The 17,861-nt window shown below is 61.0% G+C and carries 18 protein-coding genes and 1 riboswitch; of the genes, 7 read left to right on the top strand and 11 right to left on the bottom strand.

What is annotated here, in order from left to right:
* The first annotated feature begins 32 nt into the window (after positions 1-32).
* The gene (locus tag DY251_RS07630) at positions 33-1,112 is read left to right on the top strand and encodes a cobalt-precorrin-5B (C(1))-methyltransferase (RefSeq protein WP_116623460.1); all 1,080 of its coding nucleotides are present in this window, start codon (positions 33-35) and stop codon (positions 1,110-1,112) included.
* A 2-nt stretch (positions 1,113-1,114) separates the two neighbouring features.
* Here DY251_RS07630 and cobM read toward each other — a convergent pair whose 3' ends face one another.
* Genes cobM through cbiE form a run of 3 tightly spaced genes read right to left on the bottom strand, consistent with a single transcriptional unit; the run spans position 1,115 to position 3,467 of the window.
* A complete protein-coding gene (cobM, locus tag DY251_RS07625) occupies positions 1,115-1,876 on the bottom strand; it encodes a precorrin-4 C(11)-methyltransferase (RefSeq protein WP_116623279.1) in 762 nt (253 codons plus the stop codon).
* Entirely contained in the window at positions 1,873-2,259 is a 387-nt protein-coding gene (locus DY251_RS07620; RefSeq protein WP_245415892.1) for a cobalamin biosynthesis protein, read from the bottom strand. Before DY251_RS07620 ends, cobM begins: the two co-directional genes overlap by 4 nt.
* Positions 2,256-3,467 (bottom strand): precorrin-6y C5,15-methyltransferase (decarboxylating) subunit CbiE, encoded by a 1,212-nt coding sequence (cbiE, locus tag DY251_RS07615; protein ID WP_245415891.1) that lies wholly within the window; start codon positions 3,465-3,467, stop codon positions 2,256-2,258. The genes DY251_RS07620 and cbiE overlap by 4 nt, the downstream gene beginning before the upstream one ends.
* Here cbiE and DY251_RS07610 point away from each other — a divergent pair.
* The gene (locus DY251_RS07610; protein WP_116623277.1) at positions 3,466-4,230 is read left to right on the top strand and encodes a cobalt-precorrin-6A reductase; all 765 of its coding nucleotides are present in this window, start codon (positions 3,466-3,468) and stop codon (positions 4,228-4,230) included. The two genes, cbiE and DY251_RS07610, sit on opposite strands and share 2 nt — an antisense overlap.
* Here DY251_RS07610 and DY251_RS07605 read toward each other — a convergent pair.
* The 8 genes from DY251_RS07605 to DY251_RS07570 form a co-directional block, all read right to left on the bottom strand.
* Positions 4,197-4,958, bottom strand: coding sequence for a precorrin-3B C(17)-methyltransferase (locus tag DY251_RS07605; RefSeq protein WP_116623276.1), 762 nt, complete (start codon positions 4,956-4,958; stop codon positions 4,197-4,199). The genes DY251_RS07610 and DY251_RS07605 overlap by 34 nt on opposite strands.
* Positions 4,955-5,704: a precorrin-2 C(20)-methyltransferase gene (locus DY251_RS07600; protein ID WP_116623458.1), complete on the bottom strand. Its 750-nt coding sequence runs from the start codon at positions 5,702-5,704 to the stop codon at positions 4,955-4,957. The genes DY251_RS07605 and DY251_RS07600 overlap by 4 nt, the downstream gene beginning before the upstream one ends.
* Positions 5,704-6,336, bottom strand: coding sequence for a precorrin-8X methylmutase (locus DY251_RS07595; RefSeq protein WP_116623275.1), 633 nt, complete (start codon positions 6,334-6,336; stop codon positions 5,704-5,706). The genes DY251_RS07600 and DY251_RS07595 overlap by 1 nt, the downstream gene beginning before the upstream one ends.
* Positions 6,333-7,523, bottom strand: coding sequence for a precorrin-3B synthase (gene cobG, locus DY251_RS07590; RefSeq protein ID WP_116623274.1), 1,191 nt, complete (start codon positions 7,521-7,523; stop codon positions 6,333-6,335). Before cobG ends, DY251_RS07595 begins: the two co-directional genes overlap by 4 nt.
* On the bottom strand, positions 7,520-10,861 hold the full coding sequence (gene cobN / locus DY251_RS07585) for a cobaltochelatase subunit CobN (protein WP_116623273.1): 3,342 nt from the start codon (positions 10,859-10,861) through the stop codon (positions 7,520-7,522). Before cobN ends, cobG begins: the two co-directional genes overlap by 4 nt.
* Positions 10,861-11,898 (bottom strand): cobalamin biosynthesis protein CobW, encoded by a 1,038-nt coding sequence (cobW, locus tag DY251_RS07580; RefSeq protein WP_116623272.1) that lies wholly within the window; start codon positions 11,896-11,898, stop codon positions 10,861-10,863. Before cobW ends, cobN begins: the two co-directional genes overlap by 1 nt.
* Positions 11,895-12,302: a DUF1636 family protein gene (locus tag DY251_RS07575; protein WP_116623457.1), complete on the bottom strand. Its 408-nt coding sequence runs from the start codon at positions 12,300-12,302 to the stop codon at positions 11,895-11,897. The genes cobW and DY251_RS07575 overlap by 4 nt, the downstream gene beginning before the upstream one ends.
* 35 nt (positions 12,303-12,337) lie before the next feature.
* Positions 12,338-12,531: riboswitch (cobalamin riboswitch) on the bottom strand.
* Positions 12,532-12,559: 28 nt separating this feature from the next.
* On the bottom strand, positions 12,560-13,762 hold the full coding sequence (locus DY251_RS07570; protein WP_116623271.1) for a winged helix-turn-helix domain-containing protein: 1,203 nt from the start codon (positions 13,760-13,762) through the stop codon (positions 12,560-12,562).
* A 290-nt stretch (positions 13,763-14,052) separates the two neighbouring features.
* On the opposite strand from DY251_RS07570, the gene DY251_RS07565 reads away from it, so the two are divergent.
* The 5 genes from DY251_RS07565 to nuoE are packed head-to-tail and all read left to right on the top strand — an operon-like array spanning position 14,053 to position 17,857.
* Positions 14,053-14,418 (top strand): NADH-quinone oxidoreductase subunit A, encoded by a 366-nt coding sequence (locus DY251_RS07565; RefSeq protein WP_116623270.1) that lies wholly within the window; start codon positions 14,053-14,055, stop codon positions 14,416-14,418.
* A complete protein-coding gene (locus DY251_RS07560; RefSeq protein WP_116623269.1) occupies positions 14,409-14,990 on the top strand; it encodes a NuoB/complex I 20 kDa subunit family protein in 582 nt (193 codons plus the stop codon). The genes DY251_RS07565 and DY251_RS07560 overlap by 10 nt, the downstream gene beginning before the upstream one ends.
* Before the next feature lie 9 nt (positions 14,991-14,999).
* Complete coding sequence (locus DY251_RS07555; RefSeq protein WP_116623268.1) at positions 15,000-15,605, top strand: NADH-quinone oxidoreductase subunit C; 606 nt, start codon at positions 15,000-15,002, stop codon at positions 15,603-15,605.
* An 8-nt stretch (positions 15,606-15,613) separates the two neighbouring features.
* Positions 15,614-16,804 carry an NADH-quinone oxidoreductase subunit D gene (locus DY251_RS07550; protein ID WP_116623267.1) on the top strand — a complete coding sequence of 397 codons (1,191 nt, stop codon included), beginning with the start codon at positions 15,614-15,616 and terminating at the stop codon, positions 16,802-16,804.
* Complete coding sequence (gene nuoE / locus DY251_RS07545; protein ID WP_116623266.1) at positions 16,805-17,857, top strand: NADH-quinone oxidoreductase subunit NuoE; 1,053 nt, start codon at positions 16,805-16,807, stop codon at positions 17,855-17,857. It abuts the gene before it with no gap.
* The last annotated feature ends 4 nt before the right edge of the window (positions 17,858-17,861 follow it).

Raw genomic sequence — 17,861 nt, 5'->3', positions numbered from 1 at the left:
CGCCGCGATGCGACGAACGTATAGAAGGCCGCATGAGCGAGAATGAAAGACCGCTGCGGCGGGGCTGGACGACGGGCGCGTGTGCCACTGCCGCCAGCAAGGCTGCCTGCGCCGCACTGCTGACTGGCGAATTTCCCGACCCGGTCGAGATCACTTTGCCCAGCGGGCAGAAGGTCGCGTTCGCGCTTGCGCAGCACGAAATCGGCGTAGGCTTTGCTCGCGCTGCGATCGTGAAAGATGCGGGCGACGATCCGGACGTGACGCATGGAGCGCTGATTGTTTCGACCGTCCGGCGTGGGCCGGAAGGCTCCGGCATAAGCTTTCTGCGTGGCGAGGGCGTTGGTCTGGTCACGCGTCCCGGCCTGCCGATTGCGCCCGGCGAACCGGCTATCAATCCCGTGCCGCGCCGCATGATAACGCAAGCCGTAGCCGAGGTGGCGGGGAGGGGTGCGAATATATCTGTCGAAATTTCCGTGCCTGACGGAGAAAAAATGGCCGAGCGCACGCTGAACGGGCGGCTGGGCATTTTGCACGGCATCTCCATTCTCGGAACGACCGGCATCGTCATTCCCTATTCCTGTTCGTCGTGGATTCATTCGATCCATCGCGGCATCGACGTTGCTCGCGCAATGGGATTTTCCCACGTCGCAGGCTCCACCGGCAATGCCTCCGAACTCGCCGTTCAGAAGCGCTACGACATGCATGAAGTGCAGTTGATCGATATGGGCGATTTTGTCGGCGGCATGCTGAAGTATCTCGCCAAGCATCCCGTGCCGCGCGTGACCATCGCGGGCGGCGTCGCCAAAATGACCAAGCTGGCGCAGGGCATGCTGGACCTTCATTCCAAGCGCGGCCCCGCAGATATGGACGGCGTCGCCGCCGTCGCGGGCAAGGCTGGCGCTTCGCCCGGTCTGGTCGCGCAAATGCGTGCGGCCAACACTGTAGCGCACACCTTTGAACTTGCGCAGGGTGAGGGCATTCCGCTGGGCGATGCCATTGCCGAGGCTGCGCACGAAACCGCTGTGCCGGTTCTCGGTGGCGCGCCGGTCGAGGTCGAAGTCCTTGTTTTCGACCGCGAGGGCAATCTGCGCGGGCAGTTTCCGCGAGGCTGAAATCATTCGCCCCTCCCGCGAAACCGCCTTTGGTAATAGGCGTCGTAGAGCGACGATTCCTTGAAATCCTCTGCAGCAAGCGAGTGGCCGACAAATATGATGGCCGTGCGCTCAATCGGGTCGCGCGCGAGGTCCGCCGCCAATGCTCCAAGCGTCGTTCGGATAATGCGCTCATTCGGCCATGAGGCGCGAAATACCACCGCCACCGGGCAATCTGCGCCGTAAAGCGGCGTCAGCCGCGCGGCAATCTGCTCAGCCTCATGAATGGCCAGGTGGATGGCCAATGTCGTGCCGGTCGCGCCAAAGGCTTCCAGCGTTTCGCGTTCCGGCATTTTTGATGCGCGACCGGAAACACGGGTCAGCACGAGGCTCTGCGCCACTTCCGGTATGGTAAGCTCGCGTTTCATCGCCGCCGCTGCAGCCGCGAACGAAGGCACGCCGGGCGTCAGCGTGTAGTGGATGCCAAGCCGCTCAAGCCGTCTGATTTGCTCAGCCACCGCGCTCCACACGGACAGGTCGCCGGAGTGCAACCGCGCAACGTCTTGTCCTGCGTCAAACGCGCGTTTGTACTCGGCTTCGATCTCGTCAAGCGACAGCGGTGCCGTATCGATCAGTCGAGCGTCTGCGGGACAATAGTTCAGCAGTTCAGGCGAAACGATTGAGCCTGCGTAGAGGCAAACGGGGCAGGCGGCCAGCAGGTCGCGCCCGCGAACGGTAATGAGGTCGGCGGCGCCGGGGCCTGCTCCGATGAAGTGAACTGTCATGCGTCGCTTTCCGGTTTGGCAAGGGCGCAAGTCACGCCATCCTGCGCGAAGCGTGGTCCGAGAAGCCGCGCATTTTTACCCGCGACAAACAGCGCCGCAGCTTCCGAAAGTGAGGGCGCGCCCGTCAGTTTCATGGATTTCTCCGAAAACGTCAGGCAGCGTGCGGAGGTGGACTCCAGCCCGGCATTATTAACGATCAGCAGCGGCACGTTCAAATTCTGCGCGGCAAGCGAAATGCCGAGTTCAGTCCTTTTGAACTCTCCCGTTGCCAATCGGTCAATTGCGGCGGTGGTCAACCCATGCTCGGCAAGAGCATTCCCAATCGCGCTTGCGATTGCATCAGCGCTGCTGCCTCTGCGGCATCCGATACCCGCAACGATCATGGCTTTCTCCAGCGCCATTGCGTCACCGGCATTGCAGCGCGCCAGCCCTGCATCGAACCCACAGGCTGCGCGCGGCTCACCGCAATGCGTATCAGCTCGCCGCCAAGTCGCGCGTGGTGGTCCAGCAGCAGCGCCTCCATCTCCAGCGTCACCGCATTTGCGACCAGCCTGCCGCCCGGTTTCAACCCCTTGATGCAAGCGGGAATGACACCAGGATCAGATCCGCCGCCGCCGATAAAAATCGCGTCCGGCGTTTCCAGATTTGCGAGTGCTTCCGGCGCTGCGCCTTCAATCAACTTCAGCCCCGGCACGCCGCAGCTATTCGCATTCGCCGTGACGCGCGCTGCGCGCTCCTTGTTTGCCTCAATTGCAATTGCGCGTATGGAAGGGTCCGCCAGCATCCATTCGATCGCGATTGAGCCGGACCCCGCGCCCACATCCCAAAGCAATTCACCCCGCCGGGGTGCGAGCCCCGAAAGCGTAACCGCGCGGACCTCGCTCTTGGTCAACTGGCCGTCCGTATCGAACAGGGCATCCGGCAGGCCGTTGGCCAGCGAAATGATCCGCGCTTCGGAGTTTGATTCAACTTCGATGGCCAAAACATTGAGCGGGCTTATGTTTTCGATGTCGAATGAATCTGCTGTAGCCCATCGTATCCGCTCGGCGGGGCCTCCCAAAGCTTCAAGCACGGCAATTCGCGAACCACCGAATCCAATAGAAGTGATCAACGCTGCAATTTCACCCGGCGCTAATCCATCCGAGGTCAGCGCCAATATATGGCGATGCGGATGCAGCAAGGGACGGAGGAGGTTGATCGAGCGCCCATGCAGCGAAACACACTCCACGTTCTGCAAGGGCCAGCCCAATCGTGAGGCCGCGAGGCTGAACGCGGAAGGAGACGGGAGGCAGCGAATTTCCGCTGCTGGAATCCGTCGGGTGAGCGCTATACCCGCGCCGTAGAAAAACGGATCGCCGGATGCCAATACGCACACGGATTGACCCCGCAGCGCCAGGACCGGATCAATCGCAAACGGCACCGGCCATTGTTCGGCTTGCCCTTTGATGATGCCCCGCGCGAGTTCAAGGTGACGCGCGCCGCCAAACACATGGCGTGCGCCCGAAATCGCGCGCTTGGCCTCGTCGCCCAGACCGGCTATGCCGTCTTCACCGATGCCCACAATAGTCAGCCATTTTTCAACGGACGTCATGCGCAAATCCGTCCTCATCCTCGGCGGCACGACCGAAGCCCGCCAATTGGCTGGCAAACTCGCAGCGCATGAAGCGCTGCGCGTTACGCTTTCCCTCGCGGGTCGCACCGAGCATCCCGTCGCGCAGGGTGTACCCACGCGGATGGGCGGGTTCGGCGGGCCGGAAGGTCTTGCTGCCTATTTCCGCGAACATCGCATCGACCTGTTGATAGACGCCACACATCCTTATGCCGCGCGAATTTCCGCCAATGCGGCGGAGGCGGCGAAGCTCGCTGACGTGCCATTGCTGGCGCTGCGACGGCCCGGCTGGGAGCAGGTTTCCGGCGACCGCTGGTCGCTGGTTGACGATTCGACGGGCGCTGTCACCGCCTTGGGCAGCGTGCCGCGCCGCGTGTTTCTCGCGCTTGGCCGTCAGGAGCTTTTGCCCTTCGAACAAGCCCCGCAGCACAGCTATCTGGTTCGCAGCGTCGATCCTGTCGAGCCACCACTGGCGGTGCCGAACGCGACCTATTTTCTCGCACGCGGTCCGTTTGACCGAGATGCCGAGCGCGCCATGCTGCAAGCTCACCGCACTGAAATCATTGTGTGCAAGAACAGCGGCGGCGGTGCTACCTACGCCAAGATCGAAGCCGCGCGCGAACTCGGAATCGAGGTGGTCATGTTCCGGCGTCCGCTCCTGCCAGCCGTGCCGGGCGCGGAAAGCATCGACGCGCTGGTCCAGTTGGCGCTTCACGAGTGCGACCTCACCGAGCGCGGCGAATAGACTAGCGCCGGCTTGTCGCCTCGCTCCACAATGCGTGTCGCTGCCGATCCTATGATAACGCAGGTCGCCATGTCGGCGTCCTCTGCCTTGGCATCGCAAAGCAGTTGCACGCCCATCGCTTCGTCGTTGCGCCCGGCGGCGCGCCCGAAAATCACCGGCGTTTCGGGCGGCAGCACGGCCGATACGGCATCGAACGCGCGGCCTAGCTGCCATTGCCGCGATTTGCTGATCGGGTTGTAGAGCGCGATCACAAATCCCGCGCTTGCTGCGGCCACCAGCCGCGTTTCGATAACGTCCCACGGCTTGAGATTGTCCGAAAGGTTCACCGCGCAGAAATCGTGGCCGAGCGGCGCGCCCATCCGTGCTGCGACGGCCAGCATGGCGGTAACGCCCGGAATGATTTCCAGATCGACGTCGCGCCATTGGTCCACGCCTTCCTCAATCGCCTCGCACACCGCCGCTGCCATCGCGAAAACGCCGGGATCACCGCCGGAGACGATGGCGACTGTGGTGCCGGTTGCGGCTCGGTCAAGCGCGTCTTTGGCGCGCGCCAATTCCTCGCGATTGTCGGATGCAACCGCCACCTGATCGGCGCGTAGTTTCAGGCGGCTGACATAGGGCTTGTAGCCGTAGAAATGCGTTGAAGCCGCAATTGCGTCCAGCGCCTGTGGGGTTATCTGCTTGTCTGATCCCGGCCCAAGGCCAATGACATAGAGTTTCCCGTTCATGACGCGGCTTCCGGTCTGTCGGGCCAACCCGGCACGAGAACAATTGCGAAATAGGGTGCTTCGTCGTCGGGCTTTTCCGCCAGCAGTGCGCTCGCCGTATTCTGCATCGTTCCGCGCTCGACATAGACCGCCGTATCGAGCTTGCCGGTCGTGTTCAGCGCGCGGCGGATTTTGCCAAGGTTGCGCCCAACCTTCATAATCACGGCAGCATCAGTATCAGCAAGGCGGCGCGCGAGTTCCATTTCACTCAGCGTGCCGGGCAGCACGGTCAGGATTTCGTCGCCCTGAACCAGCGGCAACCCAACCTGCGACCAGCAGCCGGACATGGCCGTCACGCCCGCGATAACCTCAGCAGGAAAGCGTGGCGCAAGCCGCACATGCAGATGCATGTAGGAGCCATAAAACAGCGGGTCGCCTTCGGAGAGAATCGCCACCGTTTTGCCCGCGCTCAAATGCTCCGCCACCTTATCTGCAGAGGCTTCATAAAAGCCCAGGATTTGCGATTTGTAGCTGTCGTCGTCTTTTTCGATTTCGGTCGTAACCGGATAGTGCAGCGGCAGTTCTTCCATGCCGTCGCGGATATGCGCTTTCACAATCGCGCGCGCATTGCCTGTCGTGCCGCGCTTGGCGAAATAGGCCAGCACATCGGCCTGCTCGATTGCGCGCACAGCCTTGACCGTCAGCAATTCGGGATCGCCCGGACCCGTACCGACACCGATCAACCGGCCAGTCTTTTGCCCGGCAATCACAATCCCGGCCTCGCCAATGAATTGAGCGCGGCTGCCGTCATAGCGCTGCCGCCCAGGCGTCCCCGAACAATTGCAAACGGAACGCCGTAGGAGTTTTCCGCAAGCGCGTCCTTGGACTCTGCTGCTCCGACAAACCCAACCGGCATGCCAAGTATCGCCGCTGGCTTCGGGGCGCCGTCGCGCAGCTTTTCCAGCAGATAAAACAGTGCGGTGGGTGCATTGCCGATGGCAACGACAGCTCCAGCCATCCGCTCGCCCCACAGGTCAATCGCCGCTGCCGAACGTGTATTTCTTATCTCAGCCGCAAGCGATGCAGTGCGCGGATCGCGCAGCGTGCAAACAACCTCATTGTTTGCAGGCAAGCGCGCTTGCGTCACGCCGCGCGCCACCATTTCCGCATCGCACAGGATCGGCGCGCCATTCTTTAGCGCCGTCCGCGCGGCCTCGACAAAACCCGGCGAGAATACGAAATGGCGCGCGGCTTCCACCTGTCCGCAAGCGTGGATCATGCGGATAGCGACATCGGCCTCTTCCGCATCGAAGCGCGAAAGGTCCGCCTCGGCCCGGATGATTGCGAAGGAGCGCTCATAGATCGCCGTCCCGTCGCGGATATAGTCGTATTCGGTCATTCCATTTCCTTCAGCGCGTCGACCAGCGCATTAGGTTGAGCGTAGGCAAGAGGCAAGCTCCGGGCTGTTCCACCCACGACAATTCCAACCGTTTCGGCCTCGCCAACAAGAGTGAGGGCTGCTTGTGAAGGATGTGCACAGCCTTTCGCGCAGCCTGAAACGTGAAGCGAAAATGCGTTGTCGGTGAAGAGTTCGGGCACTTCACGCACAATATTGCGCGCTGTTTCGCGGGTTTTGAACGTTCCCGAAGTGCAGGCCGGTTTGCCGGGGCAGGCAAATATCCGCATCGCCGGATCGCGAGCATCGACCACAAAGCCGAGTTCTTGCGCGATTTTCAGAATTCCCTCTACGTTTGGCGCATCGAGCAACATGATCAGCGCGCGAGGTGGCACGGCACGAAATTCCGTCGCGCCAAGCGCTTGCGCCTGTTTCGCAAATTCAGCCAGAACACCCGCTTCCACGGAGCCAAATGGCAGCACGACCGCCATGGCGTTGCGATCCTTGAGCGCAAGATTGCCAAGCGGAATCGCGCGGGGCGCACGTTCCGCAACATCTGTTGCGCCGATGTTCAGGTCGCGTGCCCGTGCCATCGGGCCGCGCGCTGCAACCGCTTCCAGAGCTTCCAGCACAACCGCCGCTGCGTGCGCCTCCGCAAAACGCCCCAGCGTGCGCGGTTCGTCGCCAATCGCAACGTGCCACAGAGCACCATCCGCCCTGCAGCGAATATCGGCCTGCAAGTCATCGAGGCTCCATGCCCCACCACCGTCCACGACAACAGACACCTTGGGCGCGAGCCTGCCGTTCAGTCCAAGGCGCGTAATCCCGTCGCGAATGCTTTGCGCAAGCGGGCGCGGATCGGCGACCTCATCCGGATCCATACCGGCCAGCGGACCAGTCGCAACCGTCGTGCCGGTTCGCACATCTATGTCCAGCCGGTTGATGTCGTCCGCCAGCGCGAGCGCGGACGGCTCCGTCAGGCCGCGTATTTGAAGACTGCCGCGCGAGGTTATCTCGACAATTCCATTGCCGTGCCGCAACGCGCATTCGCAGAGTCCAATCAACTGCTTTGCGCTCAACCCTTCGCGCACTGGATTAAGCCGCGCGAGTAATCCGTCGCCGGTTTGCATCGGCGCAGCGAGAGCGGGGCATGCACCGCGCACATTGATGTCGCGAGCGGCGGCCATCATGCGGCGGCCTCTGCAATCAGTTCCGCAAGCTCGTCGTCAATTGCGTTGCGCAGCGGACGCCACAAGCCGCGCCGTCTGGCATCCGCGAGTCGCTTGGCGATTGCGCGCGCGGCCTTTGGGTTTTCGCGCAGCAGAAATGCGCGCACCGTTTCGTCGCCCAGATATGCGTCATGAACCGCGCCAATCAGGTCGCCGGAGATTGCATTCGTCGTTTCGGCAAAGGCGACCAGCCGATCCACCGTTTCGGCAAACTCCGCAGCGCCGCGCGGCCCGTGCCGCATCTGGCCTGCAATAAATCGCGGGTTTACTGCTCGCGCCCGAACCACACGGCCAACCGCCTGCGCTACCGAGCGCGGTCGTGGGCGGTTCGGGTCGGTCGTGTCCAGCACCACCACATCGGCGTTGCGGCCAAGCGCGGCAAGTGCTGCGGCGAACCCGCCGATAAAAGCCACATCCGCCGAGCCTTCCAGAATATCGCGGCCCGGATCGTCGCCCGTGTGTACCAGCAGATCGGCCTCTGCCAATCGTTCCGCGAAGGCTCCCGGCGCTTCTGTCGCCGCACCTTCCGCCCCGCCGAAAGCGTGCGAGGTTGCCGCCAGATAAGCATGTCCAATTTCGCTGCGATCTGCCCAATCGCTGCGCGCAAGCTGGTCCTCGATTCCTGCGCCATAAGTACCGGGCGAAGAACCATAGACGCGGGCAGGGGCCTTGCCTGTCTCGCGCACCGTGGCTGCAAGCGGGTTTTCGTCTGCGGATTCATCTCGCGCTGCAACCGCCTGCGCAGCGGCGTCGAGCAGCGCGATTTGCGTGGGGAACATGTCGCGAAACAGGCCGGAAATGCGGAATGTTACGTCCACGCGCGGACGCCCCAGCGTCGCTGGCACAAGCACTTCCACGCCGGTCACGCGGCCTGTCGCGGCGTCCCATTGCGGGCGGCACCCCATCAACCAGAGCCCTTGCGCGATTTCCTCACCGCCGGTGCGCAGCGAAGCGCTGCCCCATAGGTCGATCACGAGCGCCCGCGGCCAGTCGCCGTGGCTCTGCAGATAATCGCGCAACACTTCGTCCGCCGCTGCCTTGCCAAGATCAAACGCGGTCGGCGTCGGCATGGTGCGCGGGTCAGCGGTGTAGAGGTTGCGCCCGGTCGGGAACACGTCAGAACGGCCACGCGCCGGAGCGCCGGATGGCCCCGCCGCAATATGCCTGCCGTCCAGCGTTTTCAAAAGGTTCGCGCGTTCGTTTGCTGCGCTTTCGGCATTGTCGCCATCCGTGCGGCCATAGATATGCAGACCGTCCTTAATGGCGAAATCTTTCAGGTCGCAGAGCCACGCATCGATGCGCCGTAAGGCTTCGTCCGGCGCGTCCGTGCGGGCAACGCCAGCATCCGTCGCAAGGCCCGTTTCCGTCGCGGTTTCCACGATCAGCCGCGCGAGCCGGTCGCGGCGACGGCGGTCCAGCCCATCGGCCTGCGCATATTCGTCCACAAGCCGCTGCAGCTTTTGTTGCTTCTCGTCCAGTTCGGCGCTCGCCAACGGCGGCGGCAGATGGCCGAGCGTGATGGCAGAAATGCGCCGCTTGGCCTGCGCGGCCTCGCCGGGATTGGAGACAATAAACGGATAGATCACCGGCAGGCCGCCGGTCACGATTTCGGGGAAGCAATCGCGGCTGAGCGCTACCGTCTTGCCCGGCAGCCATTCCAGCGTGCCATGCGCGCCAACGTGAATAATGGCGTGAACGCCCAGCGCGTTCTGGAGCCAGAATCCGAACGCGACCAGATCATGCTGTGGCGCAAGCGTCGGATCGTGATAGTCAGCCCTGCGATCCGCAGATCGGCCCCGGTCCGGTGCGAGCGCTACCGTGACATTACCGAACGTCGATGCGCGGAAGTTGATGCGGTTTTCCGATGGTCCGCCCCATGTCGCGATAAGCTTCTCGCGGGCAGCGTCGGGCAAGGTCGCCAACGCTTTTGCGTAGTCGTCCGCATTGAAACCTTCGCTACCACGATCCAGCAGATCGAGAAGTTCGCGCGGGGATTCTGGAATCGAGTCAACGATGTATCCTGCATCCCTCAAGTCATTCAGCATGGCCAGCACGCTTGAAGGCACGTCCAGCCCCACCGCATAGCCGGTGCGCCCCTCAGCAGCCGGGTAGTCCGGTATGAGTATAAGCAGCTTTCGGTTCTCGCGTGTTGTGTCGGCCAGCCGCAGGAAACGCTCGATCCGCGCCGCGACCTGCTCGATGCGGTTCGGTTCCGGCTGGTTGCTTAGCCCGCGATAGTCATTTGATTGCGATTGCGCCTTGAATGAAATCGCGCCCGCCAGAATACGCCCGTCGAGTTCGGGTAGCACCACATGCATGGCAAGGTCGGCAGGTGCCAATCCGCGCTGGTTTTCTTCCCACGCCTCGCGGCGTGTTGTTGCGGTGATAACTTGAAACACCGGCACACCCGCGCGGTCGAACAGCGTCTGCTCGCCGGGTTCGGCCCCTGCGGCGAACGCCGTGGCGGTAATGATCGCGGCGGGGTTCAGTTCGGCCAGCGCCTTTTCCACGAAAGCAAGCGAAGCCGGGTCTTTCAGTGACGTTACAAAAATTGGCACCGCCGAAATGCCTCTGGCTTCCAGCGCCCTGGTCAATTCGTCAATCGGCGCGGCATCCGCCGCCAGCAGCATCGACCGATAAAAGAGAATGGGGATGATTGGTTGAGTCTGGCTATCAGAAAGTTGTTCTGATTCACCCCTCAACCGCCTGTCGGCAGGCTGATGAGCGCTGAGGATATTCTGGCCCTTACCTGCAGGCACATAAAACCCGGCCTTCGGCACTTCACTCGCTGTCTCGCTGCTTTCTTCGCCGCGCGCCATGGCGCCCAGACTGCGCGCGAGCGCCTGCATATTTCCCGGCCCGCCTTCACGGAAAAACCCGAGCAAATGCGCTAGTTCATCCGGCCCAACCGTCGAAAGTTCTGCCAGCCGCGCATCATCCTCGCGGCATTCGCCCGGCAGTAGCGCCAGCTTAATCCCTTGCGCGCTGGCAATGCTCGCAAGCTGGTCGCACCCATAGCGCCACCAGTCATACCCGCCGAGGATGCGCACCAGAATGACCTTCGCGTGGCGCGCAACGCTGTCGATCCAGAGATCGACCGACATGGGGTGCCGCAAGTCGCGCAGCGCGGCCAATCCGAGCGAGGGCAAGGCATCCTTCTGCGCCTGCCAACCGGCGGCAAGTGCCGCCAGATCTGAGTCCGTAAACGACAATGCCACCACATCTGCCGGCGTCTGTTTCAGATCGACCGGTTCTATTAGATCCTCAAGCGAGGCAGATGTGGTTGCCAGAATATGCATCAGCCGATGAGGATCTTTTCAATCGCGGCGCGGTCAAGCCCTTTCAGGCCGATCACGACGACGCTCGAACGGCGCGGCTCGCCCGCAGTCCACGCGCGGTCATAATAGTGGTTCACGCGCGGGCCGACCGCCTGCACCAGCAGCCGCATAGGCTTGCCGGTCACTTCGACGAACCCTTTCAGCCGCAGCACGTTTTCCTTTTCGGCAGCTTCCGCCACGCGAGCTGCCAGCGTCGCCGGGTCCGACACTGCCGGAATATCGATCACATAGGTGTCGAAATCATCATGTTCGTGATCGAGTTCATCATCATGATGCGTCTTGCGGTTTTCGATGTCGTCTTCAACGCCGAGGCCGAGGCCGAGCAGCACAGACGGATCGACTTTGCCATGTGCGGTAGGAACGACCTTCACGGCGCGCGCGCTATGTTCACCGATGATCGCATTGGCGCGGGCAGCACCGTCGGCATCGATCAGATCACTCTTGGAGAGAATAATTAGATCGGCGCAAGCCACCTGATCTTCGAACACTTCTTCGACCGGGTCCTCGTGGTCGAGCGACTCGTCGGCGGAGCGCTGTGCTGCCAGTGCGTCCATATCGGATGCCACCTGTCCTTCAGCGAGTGCCGCACCATCCACCACCGCGACCACGCCGTCGACAGTCACGCGGCTTTTAACGCTCGGCCATTGAAACGCCTGAACCAGCGGCTTCGGCAGCGCCAGCCCGGATGTCTCGATCAATATGTGATCAACTCTCGGCTCGCGTGCCAGAATCTGATCCAGCGCTGGCACAAAGTCATCCGCCACGGTGCAGCAGATGCAACCATTCGCCAGTTCGACGATATTTTCTTCCGGGCAGGTGTCGATGCCGCAGCCCTTCAGAATGTCGCCATCAATGCCGACATCGCCGAACTCATTGACGATCACCGCCAGCCTTTTGCCCTTGGTGTTTTCGATCAGGTTGCGCACAAGCGTGGTTTTGCCTGCGCCCAGAAAGCCGGTAATGACCGTGCACGGAACGCGTTCGAGAGCCTGTGTCATATAATATCCTTCAGGAAATCAGAGGGCGGAATGCGCGCGATCAAGCCGCGCTTGAGAGAATCGGGGCGGCCACGCCAGGGCAGCGTGCCGTCAACGGTCTGGGTGAATAGTTCAGCGCCGGTCAAAAGGTCTGCGCCGCTATGTTCGGTCAGGTCGCCGAACACGTAGCTCCAGCAGCCATCGCGCAACAGGGCCGCGCTCAGTCGCCGTTTGCAATTGCCGAGGCATTCCACTTGCTGAACCCGCACCGGCTTTCCGCGAGATACTTCGCGGGTTGCCTGCGCCAGCCTTTCGCCTGCGCGTGGATGGGCGTCCGAACCCGACTCATCGCGGCACGATGCGCACACGACAATCGTGACCTCGGCGGAGGTTTGTCCTTCTGCGCGGAATTCTTCGGCGTCCAAAACGTGCTCCTTGCCCGGACACCCGCCGGGCGGTCGGAAGTTGATGTTCAACGGCAGGTCTCCTGGCTCACGGCTTTTGCGCCTCGCCGCCTTCCCGGTTGCCCAGTGGCGTTGGCTTCGGCTTGCCGTTCACAGTTGCGGGTACAGCTGCGGCATTGCCCAGGCGGGCGCACCGCATTCCCTCTTCGCCTTGCTGGTTAGGCAAGGAACCGTTTGCGTGGATTTAGGCGTTACTGGCAGGTAGAGTCAACGCGCAGCTACGACGCGGAGAGCTTCGCCAGCGTCGGGCCGAGATCACCGGCAGTCGTAATCTCGATTTGCTCCAGCCCAAGCCAGTTCTGCATGGTGTGAAGTTCTCGCAGCAGCGCTTCGGCAGTTTCGGGCGGCGCGCCGGGTTCGGCATAGGCTGCCAGCACGCGCAATACACCCTTTGGCCTGTCGGCGCGCAGGTCTACACGCGCCACGATTGCATCGTTCAGCAGGAACGGCAGAACATAGTATCCATAGCGCCGCTTTTCGGCGGGTGTGTAAATCTCGATGCGATAATGGAAGTCGAACAGCTTTTCTGTCCGCGTGCGCTCGAATACCAGCGGATCGAACGGCGCGAGCAGCGCCTGCGTTTCCACTTTGCGCGGCCTGCGTGCGTCCTTCGAGACATAGCCCGGTCGATGCCAGCCCTCGATTTTCACGGGTAGCAATTCGCCTTCCTCAACCAACTCGTCAATTCGCCCGACAATATCGGCAGGCGACAGGCGGAAATAATCCCGCAGGCATTGCGCAGTTCCAACGCCAAGAGCGCGCGCCGAAATCTTTAGCAATTCGCGGTGCGCGTCCGCGGTGTCTGGCACCGGCATATCAATCACGGCTTTCGGCAGTGCCCGTTCCGGCAGATCATAAAGCCGCTCAAAGGAGCGTCGGGAGTGTGCCGTTATGCGGCCTGCCCAGAAAAGCCACTCAAACGCTGCCTTGGCATCAGACCAGCCCCACCAGCCGCCGCTGCCCTTGTGGCCTTCGATGTCCGATGCGGCGATTGGCCCGCGCGCTTTCACCTCCTCGAAAATCTCTTCGATGAAGGATTGCTTTTCCTCTGCCCAGCGCGCCAGTCCGGAATAAATTTCCGAATGTTCGCGCGCTCGCGCCATCCGCCATTGCATCAGCGGCCATAGTTCCAGCGGCAGAAACGATGCCTCATGCGCCCAATATTCAAAGACGAGTCTTTTCTTCGGCCCGGTTGCTTCATCGAGAAGTTGCATGGGGTAGGGGCCGAGCCGCGAGAACATCGGCATATAGTGTGCGCGCACCACGGCGCTGACGGAATCAATTTGCAAAAGACCGATCCGCCCCAACAGGCGGTTCAAGTGGCCTCGATTGATAGGGCTGGTCGGCCGGGGCTCGGAAAAACCCTGTGCAGCCAGCGTGATGCGGCGGGCTTGAGCCAGACTGATTTTTTCACTCTTCATAGGTAAAATTTCGGCGGCTGGAATCGGCAAATCACTGGTGAGACTAGCAGAAATGTGCGCAAGAGGCTGTCAGGATAAAAACATGAGTAAATTGGTATAGAAATCAATGGGTAGGCCCGCGACATTTCTGCCTAATTTTGGACAAGCTTTGGCTTGCGTCGGGGTGGTGGCTGCGCTAACCCTCCCGCAACGCAGCATCGGTTTTGAACCGGTTAAGCGCGATTGCTGTTGCCCAGACATCTTGCAGGTGGTCTTGTCGTTGTAGCGGTCGCCAAGCGGAAAGTTGGACTATGAGCGCTCTACTGAGTTCCTATCTGCCGATTATCATTTTCATAGGCGTAGCCATGATTGTCGGGCTCGCGCTGATTGTAGCTCCCTTCCTCGTTGCATATCGCAACCCGGACCCGGAGAAGTTGTCTGCATACGAGTGCGGCTTCAATTCTTTTGATGACGCGCGCATGAAGTTCGATGTGCGCTTCTATCTTGTGTCGATCCTGTTCATCATCTTCGATCTGGAAGTTGCGTTTCTGTTTCCGTGGGCCGTGTCCTTTGGCAAAATCGGGATGCTCGGCTTCTGGTCGATGATGGTTTTCCTCGGTGTGCTCACCATCGGCTTTATCTATGAATGGAAGAAAGGCGCGCTGGAATGGGATTGAACGATAGTTCCGGCACGCTCATCGCGCCGAAGCCGAAGGGAATCATCGATCCGCGCACGGGCAAGCCTGTGGGGTCGGACGACATATTTTTCGGTGAATTGAATAATGAGTTGTCCGACAAGGGCTTTCTGGTCACTTCGTCGGAAGCACTTATTACCTGGGCGCGCACCGGTTCGCTGATGTGGATGACGTTCGGCCTCGCCTGTTGCGCGGTCGAGATGATGCATATTTCCATGCCGCGCTATGACGCCGAGAGGTTCGGCATCGCGCCGCGCGCCTCGCCGCGTCAGTCGGATGTGATGATCGTTGCCGGCACGCTGACCAACAAGATGGCTCCCGCGCTGCGTAAGGTTTACGATCAGATGCCGGAACCGCGTTACGTGATCTCGATGGGATCGTGCGCAAACGGTGGCGGCTACTATCATTATTCCTATTCGGTCGTGCGCGGTTGTGATCGCGTCGTGCCGGTAGACATCTATGTTCCGGGTTGCCCTCCCACTGCGGAGGCGCTGCTTTACGGCATTCTTCTTCTGCAGAAGAAGATTCGCCGCACCGGCACGATTGAGCGGTGAGGCATTAGAATGAGTGAAGCGCTCAATGATCTCGCGGCCTATATCGGCGAAAAGCTCCCCGGCACGATCGAGGAATCGCTTGTCGCTTATGGCGAGCTGACAATCACCGTCGAGCCGGCGGAAATCGTGGCTGTGCTCAATTTCCTGCGCCGCGACGTACAGTGCGAGTTCATCTCGATCATCGATATTTCCGGCGCGGATTATCCCTCGCGAGCCCAGCGCTTCGATGTCGTCTATCACTTGCTTTCGCCGCGGCAGAATCAGCGCATCCGCGTCAAGATCCGCGCTGATGAACATACTCCGGTTCCATCCGTCACGGGAGTTTTCCCGGGCGCTGATTGGTATGAGCGCGAGGCGTACGACCTTTACGGCATTCTGTTTTCAGGGCACCCGGATCTGCGTCGCCTGCTGACCGACTATGGCTTCGAGGGGCACCCGCTGCGCAAGGATTTCCCGCTCACCGGCTTTGTCGAGGTTCGCTACGACGATGAAGTGAAGCGGGTTGTTTACGAGCCTGTTGAATTGAAGCAGGAATTCCGCAATTTCGATTTTCTGTCGCCGTGGGAGGGTACGGATTACGTGCTGCCCGGCGATGAAAAAGCCAAGACGAATTGAGGCGCCGAATGGCTGAAACCTCCGTCCGCAATTTCAATATCAATTTTGGGCCGCAGCATCCGGCGGCGCACGGCGTCCTTCGTCTCGTGCTAGAGTTGGATGGCGAGGTGGTGGATCGCGTCGATCCGCATATCGGCCTGCTTCATCGCGGCACCGAAAAGCTGATCGAAGCCAAGACATATCTTCAGGCCGTGCCTTACTTCGACCGGCTCGATTACGTGGCGCCGATGAATCAGGAGCACGCCTTTGCCCTGGCCGTCGAGCGGTTGCTGGAAATCGAGGTGCCGAAGCGCGGGCAGTTGATCCGCGTTCTTTATTCCGAGATCGGGCGCATTCTCTCGCACTTGCTGAACGTCACCACGCAGGCGATGGATGTGGGTGCGCTGACGCCGCCGCTCTGGGGCTTCGAGGAACGCGAAAAGCTCATGGTATTTTATGAGCGTGCATGCGGTGCGCGCATGCACGCTGCCTATTTCCGTCCGGGCGGCGTCCATCAGGATTTGCCGCAGAAGCTGGTCGAAGACATCGGCAAGTGGATCGACCCGTTCCTGAAGACGGTTACCGACCTTGACGATCTTCTGACGCCGAACCGCATCTTCAAGCAGCGCAATGTCGATATCGGCGTGGTTTCGCTCGATGACGCATGGGCGTGGGGCTTTTCGGGCGTGATGGTGCGCGGTTCCGGCGCGGCGTGGGATCTGCGCAAAAGCCAACCCTATGAGTGCTACCCGGAAATGGAATTCGATATTCCAATCGGCAAGAACGGCGACTGCTACGACCGCTATCTGATCCGCATGGAAGAAATGCGCCAGTCCGCGCGCATCATGCGTCAGTGCGTGGATCGCCTGCTCGGTGCTGAATCGGTCGGTCCAGTCTCGAATCTTGATGGCAAGGTCGTGCCGCCCAAGCGTGGCGCGATGAAGCGCTCGATGGAAGCGCTGATCCATCACTTCAAGCTTTATACCGAGGGCTATCACGTCCCGGCCGGTGAGGTTTACGCCGCCGTCGAAGCGCCCAAGGGTGAGTTCGGCGTCTATCTCGTGTCGGATGGCACCAACAAGCCGTACCGATGCAAGCTTCGCGCGCCGGGTTTTGCCCATTTGCAGGCGATGGATTTCCTGTGTCGCGGCCACATGCTGGCTGACATATCAGCCATCCTTGGCTCCCTCGACATCGTGTTTGGTGAGGTTGACCGCTAAATGAGTGTTCGTCGTCTCGCAGAGCCAGCCTATCAGCCGCCAGCTTTCGCCTTCAACAAGGCAATGGCTGCGCAGGCAAAGACATGGATCAAGAAATATCCCAAGGGTCGTGAGCAGTCGGCAGTCATCCCGCTGCTGATGTTGGCGCAGGAGCAGGAAGGCTGGGTCACGCGCGCGGCCATCGAGCATGTCGCCGATACGCTCGCAATGCCCTACATTCGCGTGCTCGAGGTCGCGACTTTCTATACCCAGTTCCAGTTGAAACCGGTCGGCACCCGCGCGCATGTTCAGGTATGCGGCACCACGCCTTGCGCTCTGCGCGGTGCGGAGGAACTCAAGGAAGTCTGCCGCAACAAGATCCATCACGAGCAGTTCCACACCAATGCGAGCGGCACGCTTTCATGGGAAGAGGTCGAGTGCCTTGGCGCGTGCGTGAATGCTCCGATGGTTATGATCTTCAAGGACACGTATGAAGACCTGACGCCGGAGCGGCTGGCTGAAATCATCGATGAGTTCGAGGCAGGCAAGGGAGCCAAGGTTCCGACCGGCCCGCAGATTGATCGCTGGTTCTCGGCTCCGGAAAGCGGGTTCACATCGCTTGCCGATGAAAAGGCATTGAAGAAGGGCGCAAAGAGCAAACCTGCGGCTGCCGCAAAGGCTCCGGCTGCAGCCGTACCGCCGTCAAACGCTGCGAAGCCAAAGACTGCATCGGAACAGGCCAGCCCGGCGGTGAAATCGCCTGGCAAGAAGGCCGCTGAAAAGCCTTCGCTGGATCACAAAGACCGCCCGAAAGGCATCGAGCGTCCGGCCAAGACCGACGATCTCAAGCTCATTTCCGGCGTTGGTCCGAAGATTGAAAAAACACTGCACAGCATTGGCATCTTCACCTATGCGCAGGTAGCATCGTGGAAGAAGGCCGAGCGCGATTGGGTTGACGGCTATCTGGCCTTCCACGGGCGCATTGAACGTGAGGACTGGGTCAAGCAGGCCAAGGCGCTCGCCAAGGGCGGTGTGGAAGAATATGTCCGCGTTTTCGGCAAAAAGCCGGTTTGAGGTG

The sequence above is a fragment of the Mesorhizobium denitrificans genome, assembly GCF_003403035.1.
Lineage (GTDB): Bacteria > Pseudomonadota > Alphaproteobacteria > Rhizobiales > Rhizobiaceae > Mesorhizobium_G > Mesorhizobium_G denitrificans.
The sequence above is the reverse complement of the archived record's forward strand: the minus strand, read 5'-3'. Positions and strand labels throughout refer to the sequence as shown.

Excerpts from the sequence above, each read along its gene's own strand:
- DY251_RS07630 (WP_116623460.1), top strand. The coding sequence starts at position 33 with ATGAGCGAGAATGAAAGACCGCTGCGGCGGGGCTGGACGACGGGCGCG.
- cobM (WP_116623279.1), bottom strand. The coding sequence starts at position 1,876 with ATGACAGTTCACTTCATCGGAGCAGGCCCCGGCGCCGCCGACCTCATT.
- DY251_RS07620 (WP_245415892.1), bottom strand. The coding sequence starts at position 2,259 with ATGATCGTTGCGGGTATCGGATGCCGCAGAGGCAGCAGCGCTGATGCA.
- DY251_RS07610 (WP_116623277.1), top strand. The coding sequence starts at position 3,466 with ATGCGCAAATCCGTCCTCATCCTCGGCGGCACGACCGAAGCCCGCCAA.
- cbiE (WP_245415891.1), bottom strand. The coding sequence starts at position 3,467 with ATGACGTCCGTTGAAAAATGGCTGACTATTGTGGGCATCGGTGAAGAC.
- DY251_RS07605 (WP_116623276.1), bottom strand. The coding sequence starts at position 4,958 with ATGAACGGGAAACTCTATGTCATTGGCCTTGGGCCGGGATCAGACAAG.
- DY251_RS07595 (WP_116623275.1), bottom strand. The coding sequence starts at position 6,336 with ATGACCGAATACGACTATATCCGCGACGGGACGGCGATCTATGAGCGC.
- cobG (WP_116623274.1), bottom strand. The coding sequence starts at position 7,523 with ATGATGGCCGCCGCTCGCGACATCAATGTGCGCGGTGCATGCCCCGCT.
- cobN (WP_116623273.1), bottom strand. The coding sequence starts at position 10,861 with ATGCATATTCTGGCAACCACATCTGCCTCGCTTGAGGATCTAATAGAA.
- cobW (WP_116623272.1), bottom strand. The coding sequence starts at position 11,898 with ATGACACAGGCTCTCGAACGCGTTCCGTGCACGGTCATTACCGGCTTT.
- DY251_RS07570 (WP_116623271.1), bottom strand. The coding sequence starts at position 13,762 with ATGAAGAGTGAAAAAATCAGTCTGGCTCAAGCCCGCCGCATCACGCTG.
- DY251_RS07565 (WP_116623270.1), top strand. The coding sequence starts at position 14,053 with ATGAGCGCTCTACTGAGTTCCTATCTGCCGATTATCATTTTCATAGGC.
- DY251_RS07560 (WP_116623269.1), top strand. The coding sequence starts at position 14,409 with ATGGGATTGAACGATAGTTCCGGCACGCTCATCGCGCCGAAGCCGAAG.
- DY251_RS07555 (WP_116623268.1), top strand. The coding sequence starts at position 15,000 with ATGAGTGAAGCGCTCAATGATCTCGCGGCCTATATCGGCGAAAAGCTC.
- DY251_RS07550 (WP_116623267.1), top strand. The coding sequence starts at position 15,614 with ATGGCTGAAACCTCCGTCCGCAATTTCAATATCAATTTTGGGCCGCAG.
- nuoE (WP_116623266.1), top strand. The coding sequence starts at position 16,805 with ATGAGTGTTCGTCGTCTCGCAGAGCCAGCCTATCAGCCGCCAGCTTTC.